The 16855-nt window shown below is 57.3% G+C and carries 12 protein-coding genes; 2 read left to right on the top strand and 10 right to left on the bottom strand.

What is annotated here, in order from left to right; genetic code table 11:
• From manD to FCL49_RS20865, 4 genes are all read right to left on the bottom strand, one after another.
• On the bottom strand, positions 1-1215 hold the full coding sequence (gene manD / locus FCL49_RS20850) for a D-mannonate dehydratase ManD (protein WP_174354974.1): 1215 nt from the start codon (positions 1213-1215) through the stop codon (positions 1-3).
• A gap of 181 nt (positions 1216-1396) precedes the next feature.
• Positions 1397-2314: a lipid kinase YegS gene (gene yegS, locus FCL49_RS20855; RefSeq protein WP_174354975.1), complete on the bottom strand. Its 918-nt coding sequence runs from the start codon at positions 2312-2314 to the stop codon at positions 1397-1399.
• Between the two features lie 489 nt (positions 2315-2803).
• Positions 2804-4156, bottom strand: coding sequence for a prephenate-dependent tRNA uridine(34) hydroxylase TrhP (gene trhP / locus FCL49_RS20860; protein ID WP_174354976.1), 1353 nt, complete (start codon positions 4154-4156; stop codon positions 2804-2806).
• 178 nt (positions 4157-4334) lie between these two features.
• On the bottom strand, positions 4335-4673 hold the full coding sequence (locus tag FCL49_RS20865; protein ID WP_037417767.1) for a YegP family protein: 339 nt from the start codon (positions 4671-4673) through the stop codon (positions 4335-4337).
• A gap of 352 nt (positions 4674-5025) precedes the next feature.
• On the opposite strand from FCL49_RS20865, the gene FCL49_RS20870 reads away from it, so the two are divergent.
• Both FCL49_RS20870 and FCL49_RS20875 read left to right on the top strand, forming a co-directional pair.
• Complete coding sequence (locus FCL49_RS20870; RefSeq protein ID WP_174354977.1) at positions 5026-5289, top strand: antitoxin; 264 nt, start codon at positions 5026-5028, stop codon at positions 5287-5289.
• Between the two features lie 2 nt (positions 5290-5291).
• Positions 5292-5678 (top strand): type II toxin-antitoxin system VapC family toxin, encoded by a 387-nt coding sequence (locus FCL49_RS20875; RefSeq protein WP_012146267.1) that lies wholly within the window; start codon positions 5292-5294, stop codon positions 5676-5678.
• On the opposite strand, the gene baeR is transcribed toward FCL49_RS20875, so the two are convergent.
• From baeR to FCL49_RS20905, 6 genes are read right to left on the bottom strand one after another with little or no spacing between them, the layout of a single operon-like run.
• Entirely contained in the window at positions 5675-6391 is a 717-nt protein-coding gene (baeR, locus tag FCL49_RS20880; protein WP_041418654.1) for a two-component system response regulator BaeR, read from the bottom strand. The two genes, FCL49_RS20875 and baeR, sit on opposite strands and share 4 nt — an antisense overlap.
• Entirely contained in the window at positions 6391-7773 is a 1383-nt protein-coding gene (gene baeS, locus FCL49_RS20885) for a two-component system sensor histidine kinase BaeS (protein WP_174354978.1), read from the bottom strand. Before baeS ends, baeR begins: the two co-directional genes overlap by 1 nt.
• Entirely contained in the window at positions 7773-9203 is a 1431-nt protein-coding gene (locus FCL49_RS20890) for an MFS transporter (protein ID WP_174354979.1), read from the bottom strand. Before FCL49_RS20890 ends, baeS begins: the two co-directional genes overlap by 1 nt.
• Positions 9204-9213: 10 nt before the next feature.
• Entirely contained in the window at positions 9214-12294 is a 3081-nt protein-coding gene (gene mdtC / locus FCL49_RS20895; protein ID WP_174354980.1) for a multidrug efflux RND transporter permease subunit MdtC, read from the bottom strand.
• Positions 12291-15410, bottom strand: a complete 3120-nt coding sequence (locus FCL49_RS20900; protein WP_174354981.1) for an MdtB/MuxB family multidrug efflux RND transporter permease subunit — start codon at positions 15408-15410, stop codon at positions 12291-12293. The genes mdtC and FCL49_RS20900 overlap by 4 nt, the downstream gene beginning before the upstream one ends.
• A complete protein-coding gene (locus tag FCL49_RS20905; protein ID WP_174354982.1) occupies positions 15410-16651 on the bottom strand; it encodes an MdtA/MuxA family multidrug efflux RND transporter periplasmic adaptor subunit in 1242 nt (413 codons plus the stop codon). The genes FCL49_RS20900 and FCL49_RS20905 overlap by 1 nt, the downstream gene beginning before the upstream one ends.
• Positions 16652-16855 lie beyond the last annotated feature (204 nt).

Here is a 16855-nt window from a genome sequence, read left to right on the forward strand (position 1 = left end):
TTACCAGTTCCATAGGGTGCCATCCTCCAGGCGTGCGACCGGCAGATAAGCCGGTTCGTACGGATAACGGGCGGCCAGTTTTTCGTCGAACTCAATGCCCAGTCCCGGTTTGTTGCCGGGGTGCATATAGCCGTCGTTAAAGCTCCAGCTATGTGGGAACACCTCGAGCATTTGTTCGGAGTAACCCATGTATTCCTGGACGCCGAAGTTCGGCACCCACAGATCAAAGTGCAGCGCCGCAGCCATGCAGATTGGCGACAGATCGGATGGCCCGTGTGACCCGGTACGCACCTGATACAGCGAGGCAAAATCGGCGATACGGCGCATGCCGGTAATGCCGCCGGCGTGGGTCAGAGTAGTGCGGATATAGTCGATCAGCTGTTCTTCAATCAGCTGTTTGCAGTCCCAGATGCTGTTGAACACTTCGCCGACGGCGATTGGTGTAACGGTGTGCTGGCGGATCAGGCGGAAACATTCCTGATTCTCCGCAGGCGTTGGATCTTCCATCCAGAACAGGCGGTACTGCTCAATGCTTTTACCGAAGCGCGCCGCTTCAATCGGCGTCAGCCGGTGGTGCATGTCGTGCAGCAAGTGCTCGTCAAAACCAAAGCGGTTGCGCACCGCTTCGAACAGTTTGGGGGTGAAATCGAGGTATTTTTCCGTTGACCACTGCTGCTCTTCCGGCCAGTTACCCTTGGTGGCGGGCTCGTAAGCCAGCCCTTTGCCTTTGGCCATGCCGTAGGTGGTTTTCATGCCGGGTACGCCGCATTGGGCGCGAATGGCTTTAAAACCCAACTCTTTATGTTTGGCATAGTCGTCGAGTACTTCGTCGATGGAGTGGCCGGTGGTGTGGCAGTAAACCATTACGCCGGTGCGCGATGCGCCGCCCAGTAGCTGATACAGCGGCATGTTGGCGGCTTTGCCCTTGATGTCCCATAACGCCATGTCTACGGCGGAGATAGCCGACATGGTGACCGGACCGCGCCGCCAGTAAGCGCCTTTATAGAAGAACTGCCAGATGTCTTCGATCTGATGAGCATCACGACCAATCAACTGCGGGCAAACGTGATCTTTCAAATAGGAGGCAACCGGCAGCTCGCGACCATTGAGGGTAGCATCGCCGATACCGGTAATCCCTTCGTCAGTGGTTAACTTCAGCGTGACAAAATTCCTGCCAGGGCAGGTCACAAACACCTCTGCGTTGATAATCTTCATGTGTCTAATCCTGTTCCCACGGGTCATCATAATGGACGAAAAATACGCCATGAACTAACTACCATACAAGTATGATTTAGTGAATTTGCCGGAGAAGATCACATTTTGTCGCGGAAAAGGAGGGGAGAGAACCGAAGACCAACAGGGGCTCAGCGCACAGGCCGAGCCCTATATCAAGCGGTTATTGAGGAGACTGGGGTTGCCCAAGCAGCTCGCAGTTGGGGGGCAGACGGCATTCGATGGCGTTCGGCAGTACTTCAATGCGGAAATGCTTACCCTTAAGCGGTTCGCCGTCGAGATTAAAGGTCATTTCATGGGGCGCATCGATTTCCAGCCACGGCAGGGCAGCACCGATCACGTTTTTGTTTTCTTCATCGTTAAACAGGCTGGCGATCAGTGCCGGTAACAGTTCGTCAGCAATCAACAGCCGCAGTTGCAGCAGGCCATCGTTGATCAGGGCATCCGGGCATAATTGCTGTCCGCCACCGGCCTGCTTGCCATTGCCGATACCAATCACCAGCGCGTCGCCGGACCAATGGAAATCCGGACCGCGGATCTCGCAGCGATCGGCTTTTAGCGTGTCCATGCGTAGCAAGCCGTGGATAAAGTAGGACACGCCACCCAACGCTGCCTTCAGTTTTTCCGGCGTTTCGGTAGTGATTCGGGTACCAAAACCGCCGGTCGCCATATTGATGAAATAGCGATGATCGTTAACTTTTGCCAGGTCTATCGGGACGGCACGGCCTTTCACCGCCAACCGCAGCGCCTGTTCCGGCATCAGCGGGATATTGCAGGCCATGGCGAAGTCGTTGGCGGTACCCAGCGGCAGAATGCCCAGTACCGGGCGTCCTTTGGCCGGTAACGCGGCCAATGCTGCAGCCACCTCATTGATGGTGCCATCGCCACCACCGGCAATCAGCGTGACCACCCCAAGTTGACAGGCTTCCTGTACATAGCGCGCGGCGTCACCCTGTTCCCAGGTCACGCGAACGTGCAGAGTTTGGTTCTCATCCCGCAATTTTTGTACCGCCAGGCGAACCTCTTCGTTGCCGGCGCCTTTGCCGTTGATGATAAGCAGCGCTGGTGCTGGTGGATGCATTCCCGATATCTCCCGGCTGTAAAACAGATAATGAGCAACGATAAACTACCCACCCGCGACAGGCCATCAGAATATTCAGTTAATTCTGGCTAATTGCCGTCTGGCAGAGATTATTCCTGCATAATTGACTTAATTTGAGATTTGCGCGGTAGATAAGTTAGCGATTTTTGTTAATGAATTAATTAATCTCTGCCGCATTATTTTTATATCATCGGAAGAACGGCAGATTATTAAAAGTAGATAACATGACGATTTGAATAAGGAAGCGTTATATTAGCGAGGCTATAAGGAATTGTGAGCTGAAACCAAAGAAAAAGCCAGTCCAAGGGAGATTGGACCGGCTAAGGAGGTGGTTCCTAGTATTGCTATGCAAATATTTTTCGTTCTTAGTTTTAAGCAGCCTGATGTTAACCAAGCTGCGCACTAATTGATGTGATCTAATTCTAATATTTGCCAAAAACCGCGATTAAATGGTGGCTCGCGGAATTTTTACACCGCAGGACTATTGGTATCCGGCAAATTGCGGATCAGCAACGCGTAATTGAGATCGATATCTGACGGAATTGGCAAATAAACGATATGCCCGTTGCCCGGAGCCACATCGATTGCTTCACCTTTCTTATTTTGCATGCTCTCCAGGGTAAACAAGACGTTACCGCCGGGGGTCATCATCTCGACACTGTCGCCGACCATGAACTTGTTTTTAACATCCACTTCTGCCCAACCATCACGGCGGACGCCGGTGAACTCACCGACAAACTGCTGGCGTTCAGACAGTGAGGAACCGTAATCGTAGTTTTGCTGAGCTTCATGCACATGACGGCGCAGGAAACCTTCGGTGTAACCCCGGTGGGCCAGACCTTCCAGCGTGGTGAGCAGGGTGGGATCGAATGGCTTGCCCGCGACGGCATCGTCGATGGCGCGGCGATAGACTTGTGCGGTACGCGCGCAGTAGTAGAAGGATTTGGTGCGGCCTTCGATTTTCAGCGAATGCACGCCGAGCTGAGTCAGGCGTTCCACATGCTGGATGGCACGTAAATCCTTCGAGTTCATGATGTAGGTGCCGTGTTCATCTTCAAAGGCGCTCATGTATTCATCCGGCTTTTGCGCTTCGGACAGCATAAACACTTTGTCGGTCGGCGCACCGATGCCCAACGTCGGCTCTACGGTCTGCACCGGGATCGGCTCATGCATATGTACGATGTTACCTGTCTCGTCCTCTTTGCCTTCTTCCGCTTTGTACTGCCAGCGACAGGCGTTGGTGCAGGTACCCTGATTAGGGTCGCGCTTGTTGATATATCCGGACAACAGGCAGCGGCCGGAATAGGCCATGCACAGAGCACCGTGGACGAAGATTTCCAGTTCCATCTCCGGTACCTGGCTGCGGATCTCGGCGATCTCCTCCAGCGACAGCTCGCGCGACAGGATCACTCGCGTCAGCCCCATTTGCTGCCAGAATTTCACCGTCGCCCAGTTAACCGCGTTCGCCTGTACCGACAAATGAATGTCCATCTGCGGGAAGGCTTCGCGCACCATCATGATCAGGCCGGGATCGGACATGATCAGCGCGTCCGGGCCCATGTCTATCACCGGTTTAAGATCGCGCAGGAAGGTTTTCAGCTTGGCGTTGTGCGGGGCGATATTCACCACCACGTAGAATCTTTTGCCCAGCGCGTGGGCTTCGTTAATCCCCTGCGCCAGGTTCTCGTGATTGAATTCGTTGTTGCGCACCCGCAGGCTGTAACGCGGTTGGCCGGCATAAACGGCGTCTGCACCATAGGCAAAGGCGTAACGCATGTTTTTCAGCGTACCCGCCGGGGAGAGGAGTTCCGGTGTAAACATAATGAGTCTCGGTCTGATTTCAGGTCAGTACCGCACCACCAAATGGCGCAGTAAAAGCGGGGGATTGTAGCGGCAGAGCGGCAAGAAATCAGCAGGTAACCGGATTTATTACAGGGAGATTGATCCTGGTCATAAGAAAAACGCGCGATGCTGACCATCGCGCGTCGCCCAGATGATGTTATGCGCTCAAATCGCGCACGTCAGTGTTCGGGCCGTTCTTGATTACCGACTGAATACCGTTTTTTGCCGCTGTTTCAGAGCTGTACATTTCGCTGACGCCAATCACCTGATGGTTTTTGGCTTTCAGCACAAAGTAAGGCTGATTGCTGGTGCTGTGCTTGAGTTCATATTGCGCTTCGTGGGGAGAATTGGTTTGCACCGAGGCAATGCCATTTTCCGCCGAGGCCTTGCTGGCGTACATTTCACTGGCCAGAATGATTTCGCCATTACTGGCTTTCAGGTTGAAGTGGTACTGTCCATTCTTTGCTTTTTTCAGCTCATAGTGACCGATTGCCATGGTTCCTCTCCTGTGGGTTCCGATAAGTGATGTAAGTGTAGCCAATAGCTTGAAATTGGGCGGCTAATAAACCTGACTTGCGCACAGTAGCGCAAAAAACAGGCGATTTTTTTGCGCTGGCGTTGAGTTTCAGCCAGCGAAAAGTGCTGTAGCACGAGATGCTAATGGCGGATTGTGATGCCGAAAGTTTGCGCAGCTTGCCGCATTCTTGCCAGGGCCGTATTTCGCCGGCGACGGTGACGCGTTAAGGTTGGCCCGCTGTGTAAGTGGTGGTTAAAAAATGATCACGGCATCTTGGCATCGACTCTCAACAGGCATATGCTTAGGCCTATGCCTGACAGAGGAGATGGAAATGGAAAGAATCGCGAAGCTGTTTAAAAACGGCAGAAATCAGGCGGTGAGATTGCCCGTGGAATTCGAATTCGACACAGATCGCGTGTATATCCGCCGCGATCGGGAGGGGAACGTGATTTTATCAAAATATCCGGCGAAACCTGACAGCTGGGCCCCGTTGCTGCAAATGATCGCACAAACTCAGGTGCCGCAGGACTTCCTGACCGCGGAGGAGCGTCAGCAGGGGATGGCCACCCGCGATCCGTTTGCCGGGGATGAATAAGCATGTATATGTTTGATACCAACACCGTCAGCCAGCTGTTTCGCCGGCACCCTCGTCTGCTCGGCTTAATGGAAAAGATCCCGCCTTCTGCGGTCTGTATTTCCAGCATCACCGAGGCGGAATTGCTCTATGGCGTCGCCAAACGGCAGAGCCTGACGCTGAAAGCGACGGTCGCGGCATTCCTGGATTCCGTGACGGTCTATGCCTGGGACAGCGAAGCTGCGCATTGCTATGGCGCTATGCGGGCGGAGATGACGAAAAACGGACGGGTGATGGGGGCTTTGGATCAGCTTATTGCCGCACACGCGCAAAGCCGTGGTGCGACAATAGTCACTAACGATAAGGCGTTCGCCATGGTGCCGGGCCTGGCAGTAGAAGACTGGACTTAAAGCCCATTCACCAGCCGACAAGGCTCGGCTTCCCAGCGATAGCCCACGCCGTACACTGAACGGATAAAGGATTTTTCGCCGTCGATCAGCTCCAGCTTGCGCCGCAGGTTTTTGATATGGCTGTCGATGGTGCGGTCGGTGACGACCCGGTAGTCGTCATACAGGTTATTCAGCAGTTGCTCACGTGAGAACACGTTGCCCGGCTGGCTGGCCAGCGTTTTCAGCAGGCGAAACTCGGCCGGGGTGAGATCCAGCATTTGGCCCTGATAGCTGGCCTGAAAGCGCGGTTCATCAATGTGAAGCTGGGTTTCTTCCTGCGTATTATCCAACGGGCGATAGCAACGACGCAGAATGGTTTTCACCCGGGCGACCACTTCACGTGGGCTGTAAGGCTTGCAGATATAATCATCTGCGCCGATCTCCAGCCCCAGCAGGCGATCGATCTCCTCGATTTTCGCCGTCACCATCACCACCGGAATATCGGTAAAACGACGCAGTTCACGGCAAACCGTCAAGCCATCACTGCCCGGCAGCATCAGATCCAGCAGGATCAAGGCAGGGGAGTGAGCATGTACCGCCGGTACCACTTCGCTGCCATTGGTCAGCCAATGCGTGGCGTATCCCGCAGCCTGCAGGTAGTCCACCAGCAGTTGGCCCAGCTTGGGTTCATCTTCAACAATCATAATTTGCAACGGCTGGTTCTGGGTTTCCATCATGACGCCTTATTCATTACCGGGGTGGCGAATTCTACCGTAATCCGCACGCCGCCCAAAGGCGAGTGCTGTGCGTAGATCTTCCCGTTGTGTGCTTCCACTATGTTTTGACAGATCGATAGCCCCAGTCCGGAGCCGCCGCTGGCGCGATTACGCGAACCTTCGGTACGGTAGAAGCGTTCAAAAATGAGTGCCAGTTGCTCGTCATTGACGCCCGGCGCGCTGTCCTGCCAATAAATTAGCAGGCGGCCCGGCAACGATTCAGCGCCGATCTCCAGCTTACCGTCTGCGTCGGTATAACGCAGGCTGTTTTCCAGCAGGTTGTTAAACAGCTGATTAAGCCGGTCGGGGTCGCCAAACAGCGGTGCCTGCTCCGGTAGCCGGGTCACGATTTCCAGCCCCTTGGCGTGGAACCGGTCGCGGAAGCTGGCGACCGCAACTTGCAGCAGGTGCACACAGTCGACCGGTGATTTACGGTAGGCGAGCGCGCCGAGATCGGATAACGACAGCTGGTGCAGGTCATCCACCAGCTTGGTCAGGGTGGCGACCTCTGCCAGCAGTGAGCTGAGTGAGGCCGGGGTGGGTTGACGCACGCCATCTTGCAAGGCCTCAAGTTCGCCGCGCAACACCGCCAGTGGGGTGCGTAATTCGTGCGAGACGTCGGCCATCACGGCGCGCCGCATCTGTTCATTTTTTTCCAGCGAGGTGGCAAGCTGGTTGAAGTCCAGCGCCAGTCGGCCCAGTTCATCCTGGCTGCTGACCGCCACGCGGGTGCTGAAATCCCCCGCAGCCAGCCGATGGGTGCCTGCGACCAGGCGTTTGACCGGCGCCAGTAATCCGCGCGACATCAGCCAGGTCACCGCCGCTGCCAGCAGGGTGGAGAGGGCGACAATCATCCAACTGGTGCGTCTTTGCTGTTGGTCGAAGTTGATGTCGGTATTACGCGTCAGCCTCTCTACCGGGGTGGTAAGCACCCAGCCGACAATTTCATTGTTGTAGCGGATGGGATGACGCGGGCCTTCCTTTGGCAGCGGGCCGGAATGCCCCACCAACCGGTTAAACTGGCTGTCTACCACCCAGAACTGGGTACGCCAGCCCTTGGGTGGCAGATTGTGGCTGCTGTCGCTGTTTTGTTCGAACGAACGCATGATCTGGTAAACCACCTGATCGTTATTGCGCAGAAAGACCCAGTTGCCGTGGCGGCTGTACTGCTCTTCCAGCGCTTCACCCAGCATGTTGATGCGTTGTTCGTTGCTGTTTTTGATGTAGTCGATAAAACCCCGCTCGAAGCTGACACGTACACCCCAGTGCATGGTGATTAACACCAGCATGCAGGTGGCGAAAATCGCCATGAACAGTTTACCGGTAATGCCTATTTTCATTATTGCAACCTCGTGGAGCCTGTACCCGGCTCTTTGGTCAGCGTACGGTTAGTGGTGGTATCGGCCGGGACGCGGGCGAAGGCCAGTGCGGGCAGGGCGATGATTAACGCCATGCAGCAGTAGCTGTAAATAAATGCGCTGTGGATAGCCGGGCTGTCGGTGACCACCTGGTGATGGGCGAAGCTGCCGATCAGAATACCGGCGATGCTGACACCAAGGCTCATCGATAGTTGCATCACCATCGACAGCAGGCTGTTGCCGCTGCTGGCCAGCCGGTCCGGCAAATCTTTCAGCGTCAGGGTATTCATCGCCGAGAAGCGCAGTGAGTTAACCATGCCCTGGAAGAACAGCACCACCGGCAGCAGCCAGATCCAGCCGATCATGGCCACCAGTGGGAAGCTCAGGCTGACAAACGCCAGCATCAGCGTTGCGGCCACCAGCACGTTGCGGTAACCGAAACGGTTGACCACCCGCACCACTATGCGTTTCATCCCCATGCTGCCGATGATCATCGGGATCATCATCAGTCCGGCATGGAACGGGGAAAAGCCCATCCCGACCTGCATAAACAGCGGTGTCATAAACGGCAGCATGCCGCTGCCGATACGGCCCAGCAGGCTGGCTGTCAGCCCGACCTTGTAGGTCTGGGTTTTGAACAGACGCAGCGAGAACAGGGCCCGGCTGTTGCCGTGGGCATGCCACCAGTATCCCGCTAGCGCCGCTATGCCAGCCACCACCAGCCCGGCGATGGCGGCAGCGGACAGCCCCATGCCTTTGTGGCCGTCAAGCGCCAGCGTCAGCGTTGCCATACCGATTGCCAGCATGATAAAACCGCTGATGTCGAAGCGCCGGGTCTGCATGCGGTAGTTGGGCATCAGCAGCAGCGTGGCGATGGCCCCGGCGATCCCCACCGGAATATTGATCAGGAAAATCCAGTGCCAACTGGCGTACTGCACCAAAAAACCGCCCAGCGCCGGCCCCATCAGCGGACCTATTTGGCCGGGCAGGGTGACGAAGGTCATTGCCGCCATATATTGTTCGCGCGGGACGATTTTCATCACCGTCAACCGACCGACCGGCACCATCATTGCACCGCCGATACCCTGAACCACGCGTGAGGCGATCAATTCGTTCAGCGTTTCTGAGCGGGCGCACAGGATTGAACCCAAAGTGAACAGCACGATGGCGCTGAAGAATACCCGCTGCACGCCAACCCGATCCGCCAGCCAGCCGCTGGCCGGCAACATCACCGCCACCGTCAGCACATAGGAGACGATCACCGACTGCATGCGCAGCGGGTTCTCCCCCAGGCTGACGGCCATCGACGGCAGGGCGGTGTTGACGATGGTGGTGTCCAGCGTCTGCATAAAAAAGCCGAAGGCCACAATCCAGAGTTGCCACTGTACTGAGGCGGTGTGTTTTATCAGCATCAATCAGCCATTATTGGGGCAAAGGATCCAGTTTCTTGCCGCGACGGAACTTCATCTGCAGCCGGTCAAAATACAGGTAAACCACCGGGGTGGTGTAGAGCGTCAGCAGTTGGCTGACGATCAGCCCCCCGACGATGGTGATACCGAGCGGTTGACGTAACTCGGCGCCATCGCCGTGGGTCAACACCAGGGGCAGTGCGCCGAAAAGTGCCGCCAGCGTGGTCATCATTATTGGCCTGAAACGCAGCAGGCAAGCCTGGAAAATGGCGTCATGTGCGCTGATACCGCCGTTGCGTTGTGCATCCAGGGCAAAGTCGACCATCATGATGGCATTTTTTTTCACTATGCCGATCAGCAGCATAATGCCGATCAGCGCAATCAGGCTGAACGGTGCGCCGAACAGCTCCAGCGCCAGCAGTGCGCCGACTCCGGCAGAGGGCAGGGTGGACAGGATGGTCAGCGGGTGAATATAGCTTTCATAGAGAATGCCTAGCACGATATACACCGTGGCGATGGCGGCGGCGATCAGCAGCAACTGGGATTTCAGCGTTTCCTGGAAGACCTGAGCGGTACCGGCAAAGGCACCACGAACGGTAGCGGGGACGCCGAGCGCCGTCATACTGCGCTCTACGGCGGCGGTGGCGTCAGACAGGCTGCCGCCATCGGGCAGGTTAAACGAGATGGTCGAGGCGGCCGACAACCCCTGATGGTTGACCGACAGCGGCGCATTGGCCGGTCGCCAACTGGCGAAGTAGGACAGCGGGATCGCCTTGCCGTCCTTGTTGATCACAAACATCTTGTCCAGCGAACTGACGTCCTGGGTATAGGGCGGTGCGACTTCCATGACCACTTTGTACTGATTGAGCGGCTGGTAGATGGTCGAAATCTGGCGCTGACCGAAGGCGTTGTTCAGCAGGTTATTGGCGTCTGAAACCGAAATCCCCAGCCGGGCCATGGTCTCGCGATCGTAAACCAAATCCATTTCCGAGCCTTTGTCCTGCTGATCGGAGTTGACGTCGGCCAGCTCCGGCAAGGCGGCCAGCGCGGTGCGGATTTTCGGTTCCCACTCGCGGAGTGCGGCGAGGTCATCTGCCAGCAGCGTGTACTGGTAGCTGGCATTAGCCTGCCGACCACCGACGCGGATATCCTGCACCGCCATCAGGAACAGGCTGGCACCCGGCTCTTTGGCCAATTTGGCGCGCAGGCGGGCGATCACTTTCTGTGCATCATCGCTGCGCACCGACAGGGGTTTCAACGAGATAAACATCGAACCGCTGTTGGTGCGTGAGCCGCCGGTGAAACCGGTGACGTTTTCCACATCCGGATCTTCACGCACGATTTTCATGAAATCTTCCAGCTTAACGCGCATCGCCTGGAAGGAAATACTCTGATCGGCCTGGATAAAGCCCATCAGCCGGCCGGTATCCTGCTCCGGGAAGAAGGTTTTTGGAATACTGACGTACAACCACACGTTGAGCGCGATGGTGGCCAGAAACACCGCCAGCACCCAGCGCGAGTGGCCAAGTACCCAGCTTAGCGAACGGCCATACCCCTTTTGCAACGCCAACAGCATTTTACCGAAGCCGCGTATGCGCCGCTGCGAGCGCGGCGGTTGGTGGCGCAGCAGGTAGGCGCACATCATCGGGGTCAGCGTCAGCGAGATAATCAGCGACAGCCCGATCGACACCGACAGAGTGACGGCAAACTCGCGGAACAGGCGGCCGGGCAGGCCTTCCATCAGCAGCAGCGGAATAAACACCGCCACCAGCGACACGCTCATCGACAGCACGGTGAAGCCCACTTCACGCACCCCGACCAGCGCCGCATTAATGGGTTTCATGCCGGCCTCGATGTGGCGAGAAATATTCTCCAGCACCACGATAGCGTCGTCGACCACGAAGCCGGTAGCGATGGTCAGCGCCATCAGCGACAGGTTATTGAGACTAAAACCGCACAGATACATGGCGGTGAAGGAGCCGATCAGCGAGACCGGAACCGCTACCGCCGGGATCAGAGTAGCGCGGCCGGAACGCAGGAAGATGAACACCACCAGGATCACCAGCCCGATGGCGATCACCAGCGACTGCTCCACCTCGGCCAGTGAGGCGCGGATGGTCGGTGAGCGGTCCTGGGCGATATTCAATTGGATCGACGCCGGGATATTGTCTTGCAGCGCGGGCAGTTCGGCGCGGATCCGATCGACGGTTTCAATGATATTGGCATCCGGCGCCCGGCTGATGGCCAGAATAATCGCCGGCTTGGCATTGGTCATCCCGGCGTTGCGCACGTCCTGTACCGAGTCGTTGACTTCGGCCACGTCGCTCAGGCGCACCGCCGAGCCGTTGTTGTAGTGGATAATCAGCGGCCGATAGGCATTGGCGGTTTTCAACTCGTCGTTGGCCTGGAGCTGCCAGCGCTGCTGAGGATCCTCCACCGCGCCTTGTGGCCTGCGCACGTTGGCATTGCTGATGGTCTGGCGTACGGCATCTAGTGATATGCCCTGATTGAACAGGGCGCTTGGGTTGAGTTCGACCCGCACCGCAGGCAGTGAGCTACCGCCAACCGAGACGTCGCCCACCCCTTCGGTCTGGGCGATTTTCTGTGCCAATTGGGTAGAGGCAAAATCGTAAAGCTGGCCCTGGCTGTAGGTATCCGAGGTCAGCGTCAGGATCATGATCGGCGCATCGGACGGGTTAACCTTACGGTAGCTGGGGCGGCTTGGCATACCGGTGGGCAGCAGGCTCTGTGCGGCGTTAATTGCCGCCTGCACGTCACGCGCGGCGCCGTTGATATCACGATCGAGATCGAACTGCAGAATCACTCTGGTGCTGCCCAGCGAACTCATCGAGGTCATCTCATTGACCCCGGCAATCCGGCCCAGCGCCCGTTCCAGCGGCGTTGCCACCGACGAGGCCATGGTCTCTGGGTCAGCACCCGGTAGTGAAGCGCTGATTGAAATCACCGGATAGTCGACCTGCGGCAACGGCGAGACCGGCAGCAGGCTGAAGCTGATCACGCCGCTGATGGCGATGGCCAATGTCAGCAGCGTAGTGGCGACCGGCCGATAGATAAACAGGGCGAAGAATTTCACGGCAGCTCCTGCACATCCGGCTGGTGACGAGTGTTACGCGCCAGCTTGTCAAACAGCAGGTAGATAACCGGCGTGGTGAACAGCGTCAGGATCTGGCTCATCACCAGCCCGCCGACCATACAGACCCCGAGTGGGTGGCGCAGCTCCGCGCCGACGCCGGTGCTGAGCATCAGCGGCAGGGCGCCCAGCAACGCAGCCAGCGTGGTCATCAGGATCGGCCTGAAACGCAGCAGACAGGCCTGATAAATCGCGTCATACGGCGTCATTCCCTGTTCCCGTTCGGCGGCCAGGGCAAAGTCGATCATCATGATGGCGTTTTTCTTCACGATGCCGATCAGCAAAATGATGCCGATAATGGCGATCACATCCAGTTCGCTGCCGGACATCATCAGCGCCAGCAGGGCGCCGACCCCGGCGGTGGGCAGGGTAGAGAGAATAGTTACCGGGTGAATAAAGCTCTCATACAGCACGCCCAGCACGATATACATCGCCACGACTGCCGCCAGGATCAGCCATAAGGTGCCGCCCAGCGCTGCCTGGAACGCCAGCGTTGCGCCCTGGAATTGGGTGGTGATGTCTTTCGGCAGGTTGAGATTTTTTTCCGCCAGGGTGATGGCGTCGACCGCTTCACCGAGCGAATAATTACCCGCCACGTTAAAGGAGATGGTGGCCGCCGGGAACTGATCCAGATGGTTAACCGACAGCGGCCCGAAGCGCTGTTCAATTTTGGCGATGGTGCTCAGTGGCACTATGGTTCCGTTGCTGCTGGTCAGACGGATATCATTCAGCGCCGCCAGCCCTGGGGTGGTGCTGACGTCATGTTCCAGCACTACGCGGTACTGGTTGGCCTGGGTGTAAATGGTGGAGATCAACCGCTGACCAAAGGCGTTATACAGCGCATTATCCACGTCGCTCATACTGATGCCGAGGCGAGAGGCCGAATCGCGATCGACGTTGACATAGGCCACCAGGCCTTGGTCCTGCCAGTTGCTGGTCACGTCCGCCAACTGTGGCGTTTGTTTCAGTTCCGCCATCAACTGCGGAACCCACAGGCTGAGATCGTCCAGCGACATGGCCTGCAGGGTGAACTGGTACTGGGTGCGGCTGACCTGAGTATCGATAGTCAAATCCTGTACCGGCTGCAGATACAGTTTCACGCCGGGGAACTGGGTACTCATTTGTTGCAGGCGGGTGATGATGGCCGGAATGCGGTCTGCACGTTCGCTTAAGGGTTTGAGGTTGATCTGCAGTCGGCCGCTGTTGAGCGTGGCGTTGGTGCCGTCGACGCCCACAAACGACGTCAGGCTTTCCACTGCCGGATCTTTAAGAATTTCTGCCGCCACCTGCTGTTGGCGTTCGGCCATATTGCTGAATGACACCGACTGCGGCGCTTCCAGCGTGCCCTGAATGATGCCGTTGTCCTGCACCGGGAAGAAGCCTTTCGGGATCAGCAGGTACAGCAAGACGGTGAGCACCAGCGTGCTGAATGCCACGCCGAGCGTCAGCCACGGGTGATTCAGCACCGTTTTCAGCCATTTACCGTAGCGGGCGATAACCCGATCAAAGAAACGTTCGGAGGCAGCGGAAAAACGGTTCTGCTTACGCAGCGATTCGTGGCTCAGCATACGCGCGCACATCATTGGTGTCAGCGTCAGAGAAACCACGGCGGAAATCAAAATCGCCACCGCCAGCGTTACCGCAAATTCGCGGAACAGTCGGCCGACGATATCGCCCATAAACAGCAGCGGGATCAGTACTGCCACCAGTGAGAAGGTCAGCGAGATAATGGTGAAGCCGATTTCACCGGCTCCTTTCAATGCCGCGTCGAGCGGTTTTTCCCCTTTTTCGATATAGCGCGAGATGTTCTCGATCACCACGATGGCGTCATCGACCACAAATCCGGTGGCGATGGTCAATGCCATCAGCGTCAGGTTGTTAATTGAGAAGCCCAGGAAGTACATGGCGGCAAAGGTACCGATCAACGACAGCGGTACCGCCACGCTCGGAATAATGGTGGCCGGCACGTTGCGCAGGAACACATAAATCACCATCACCACCAGCGCCACCGCCAGCAACAGTTCGAACTGCACGTCGCTGACCGAGGCACGGATGGTGGTGGTGCGATCGGTCAGTACCTTGACGTCGACCGACTTCGGCAGGCTTTTAATCAGAGTAGGCAGCATCTCGCGGATGCTGTCGGCGGTGGTGATCACGTTCACCCCCGGCTGGCGCTGAATGTTCAGCACAATCGCCGGTTGTTTGTTGGCCCAGGCCGCCAGGCGGGTGTTTTCTGCGCCTTGTTCGATGGTGGCGATATCTTGCAGACGGATCGCCGCACCGTTTTGGTAGGCAACAATCAGTTGGCGGTAATCGTCGGCAGACTTCATCTGATCGTTGGCGGACAGCGTGACCGAGCGCGTCGGGCCATCCAGGCTGCCTTTGGCGGAGTTGACGTTGGCATTGCTGATGGCGGTGCGGATGGTTTCGCTGTCCAGGCCGTAGGCGGCAACGGCCGCGGCATTAAGTTTTACGCGCACCGCTGGCCGCTGACCACCGGATATCGTGACCAGCCCGACGCCGGTGACCTGCGATATTTTCTGCGCGACGCGGGTTTCCACCATGTCTTCCACCTGAGTCATCGGTATGGCGGATGAAGTCACGGCCAGCGTCAGGATCGGCGGATCGGCAGGGTTAACCTTGCTGTAAATCGGCGGATAGGGCAGATCGCTTGGTAACAGGTTGGTGGCGGAGTTGATCGCCGCCTGCACTTCCTGTTCGGCGACGTCGAGCGGCAGCTCAAGCTGGAATTGCAGCGTCACTACCGAGGCGCCGCCGGAGCTTTGCGACGCCATCTGTTTCAGGCCGGACATCTGACCAAACTGGCGCTCCAGCGGGGCGGTGATGGCAGAGGTGACCACGTCCGGGCTGGCACCGGGGTACAGCGTGACCACCTGAATGGTCGGATAGTCGACTTCCGGCAGGGCGGAAACCGGCAGAGCGCGATAACCGATAATCCCCGCCAACAGGATCGCCACCATCAACAGCGTGGTCGCGACCGGGCGCAGAATAAACAGGCGGGAGGGGCCACCGCCGGGGTTAGGTGGCATCACCTGCATCAGGATTTCCCCTGAGTACGCGATGGGTGGCCGGATTGAGTCGCTGCCGGGGTCTTTTGCGGCGTGACGACCTCAACCTGCATGCCCTCGGTCAGGCGATCGATACCGTCGGTCACCACCCGATCGCCGACGTTCAGACCGGCGTTGATCACTACCTGCTGGCTGTCCTGCATGCCGGTGGTAACCAGGTGCTTGCTGACCTTGTTCTCTTCACTCAGGGTCCAGACGAAGTTGCCCTCGTTGCCCATTTGCAGCGCCGCGGTTGGGATGACCATGGCATCGTGCAGCGTCGCCACCTTCAGGCGTGCATTAACAAACTGGTTGGGAAACAGCGCATCGTCCTGGTTGGTGAAACGCGCCTTGAGTTTGATGGTGCCGGTGGTGGTATCAATCTGGTTATCCAGGCTCAGCAACGAACCGGTTGCCAGTTGATTTTGGTTGGTGCGATCCCAGGCTTCGACGCTGACCGGGCCGGCTTTTTGCGCTTTGATCAAGTCGCTGATATTGGCTTCCGGCAGAGTAAACACCACGTCGATCGGATGAGTTTGGGTGATCACCACAATGCCGGTCGTGCTGCCGCTGGTGATGTAATTGCCGACATCCACCAGTTTCAGGCCGACGCGACCGTCAATCGGCGCGGTGATTCGGCTGTAGGTGATTTGCAGTTTGGCACTGTCGACCGTGCCCTGATCGGCTTTGATCGCTCCCTCAGTCTGTTGCACTAATGACAATTGGGTATCCAGATCCTGGCGTGAAACCAGATTGGTTTTGGCCAGTTGCTGGTAACGCGCCAAATCGCGCCGGGCATTAGCGAGCGTGGCCTGGTCTTTTGCCAGTTGCCCCAACGCCTGGGTCAGCTGCACTTCAAACGGGCGCGGGTCGATTTCCACCAGCAAATCGCCGGCCTTGACCTGTTGGCCTTCGGTAAAGTGGATAGCCATCAATTGGCCGTCAACCCGACTGGTAACGGTTACGGTGTTGGCGGCGGTCGCGGTGCCCAGTCCGGAAAGATAGCGTGGCACCGTTTGCTGTGTGACGGTGGCCGCCTGCACCGGTGACATCGGTGCCCCGCGTCGGCCACCGGCAGCCTTGCCATTAGCTGCTTGGCGGGCACCCGGCGCGGCATCCGCCGCCGGTCGCGAAGCGCTGAAGTGACGCCAAATCAGCACGGCGGCAATAGCCACAATGACCACCACCAGCAGGCGCAGTATCAGTGAACGACGTGGGTTTTTTGCATTCATGGTGGCGAAAATCTCTCCAAAAGGCAGGCGTGCGGGCACTCATTGCCAAAAAAGTTACACTCCTTACAGAATACTAGTTTAGCCAGCCAAGACGGCATAAAAATGAAGGAAATATGGAGTAACCGTCAGCATTGTCCTAATAAGTTGCAGATTTGTGCATACCCGCCTTATAAGAGACTTAATCCGACTTATAGCCAATACGTT

The organism is Serratia proteamaculans, from assembly GCF_013337185.1.
Lineage (GTDB): Bacteria > Pseudomonadota > Gammaproteobacteria > Enterobacterales > Enterobacteriaceae > Serratia > Serratia proteamaculans_D.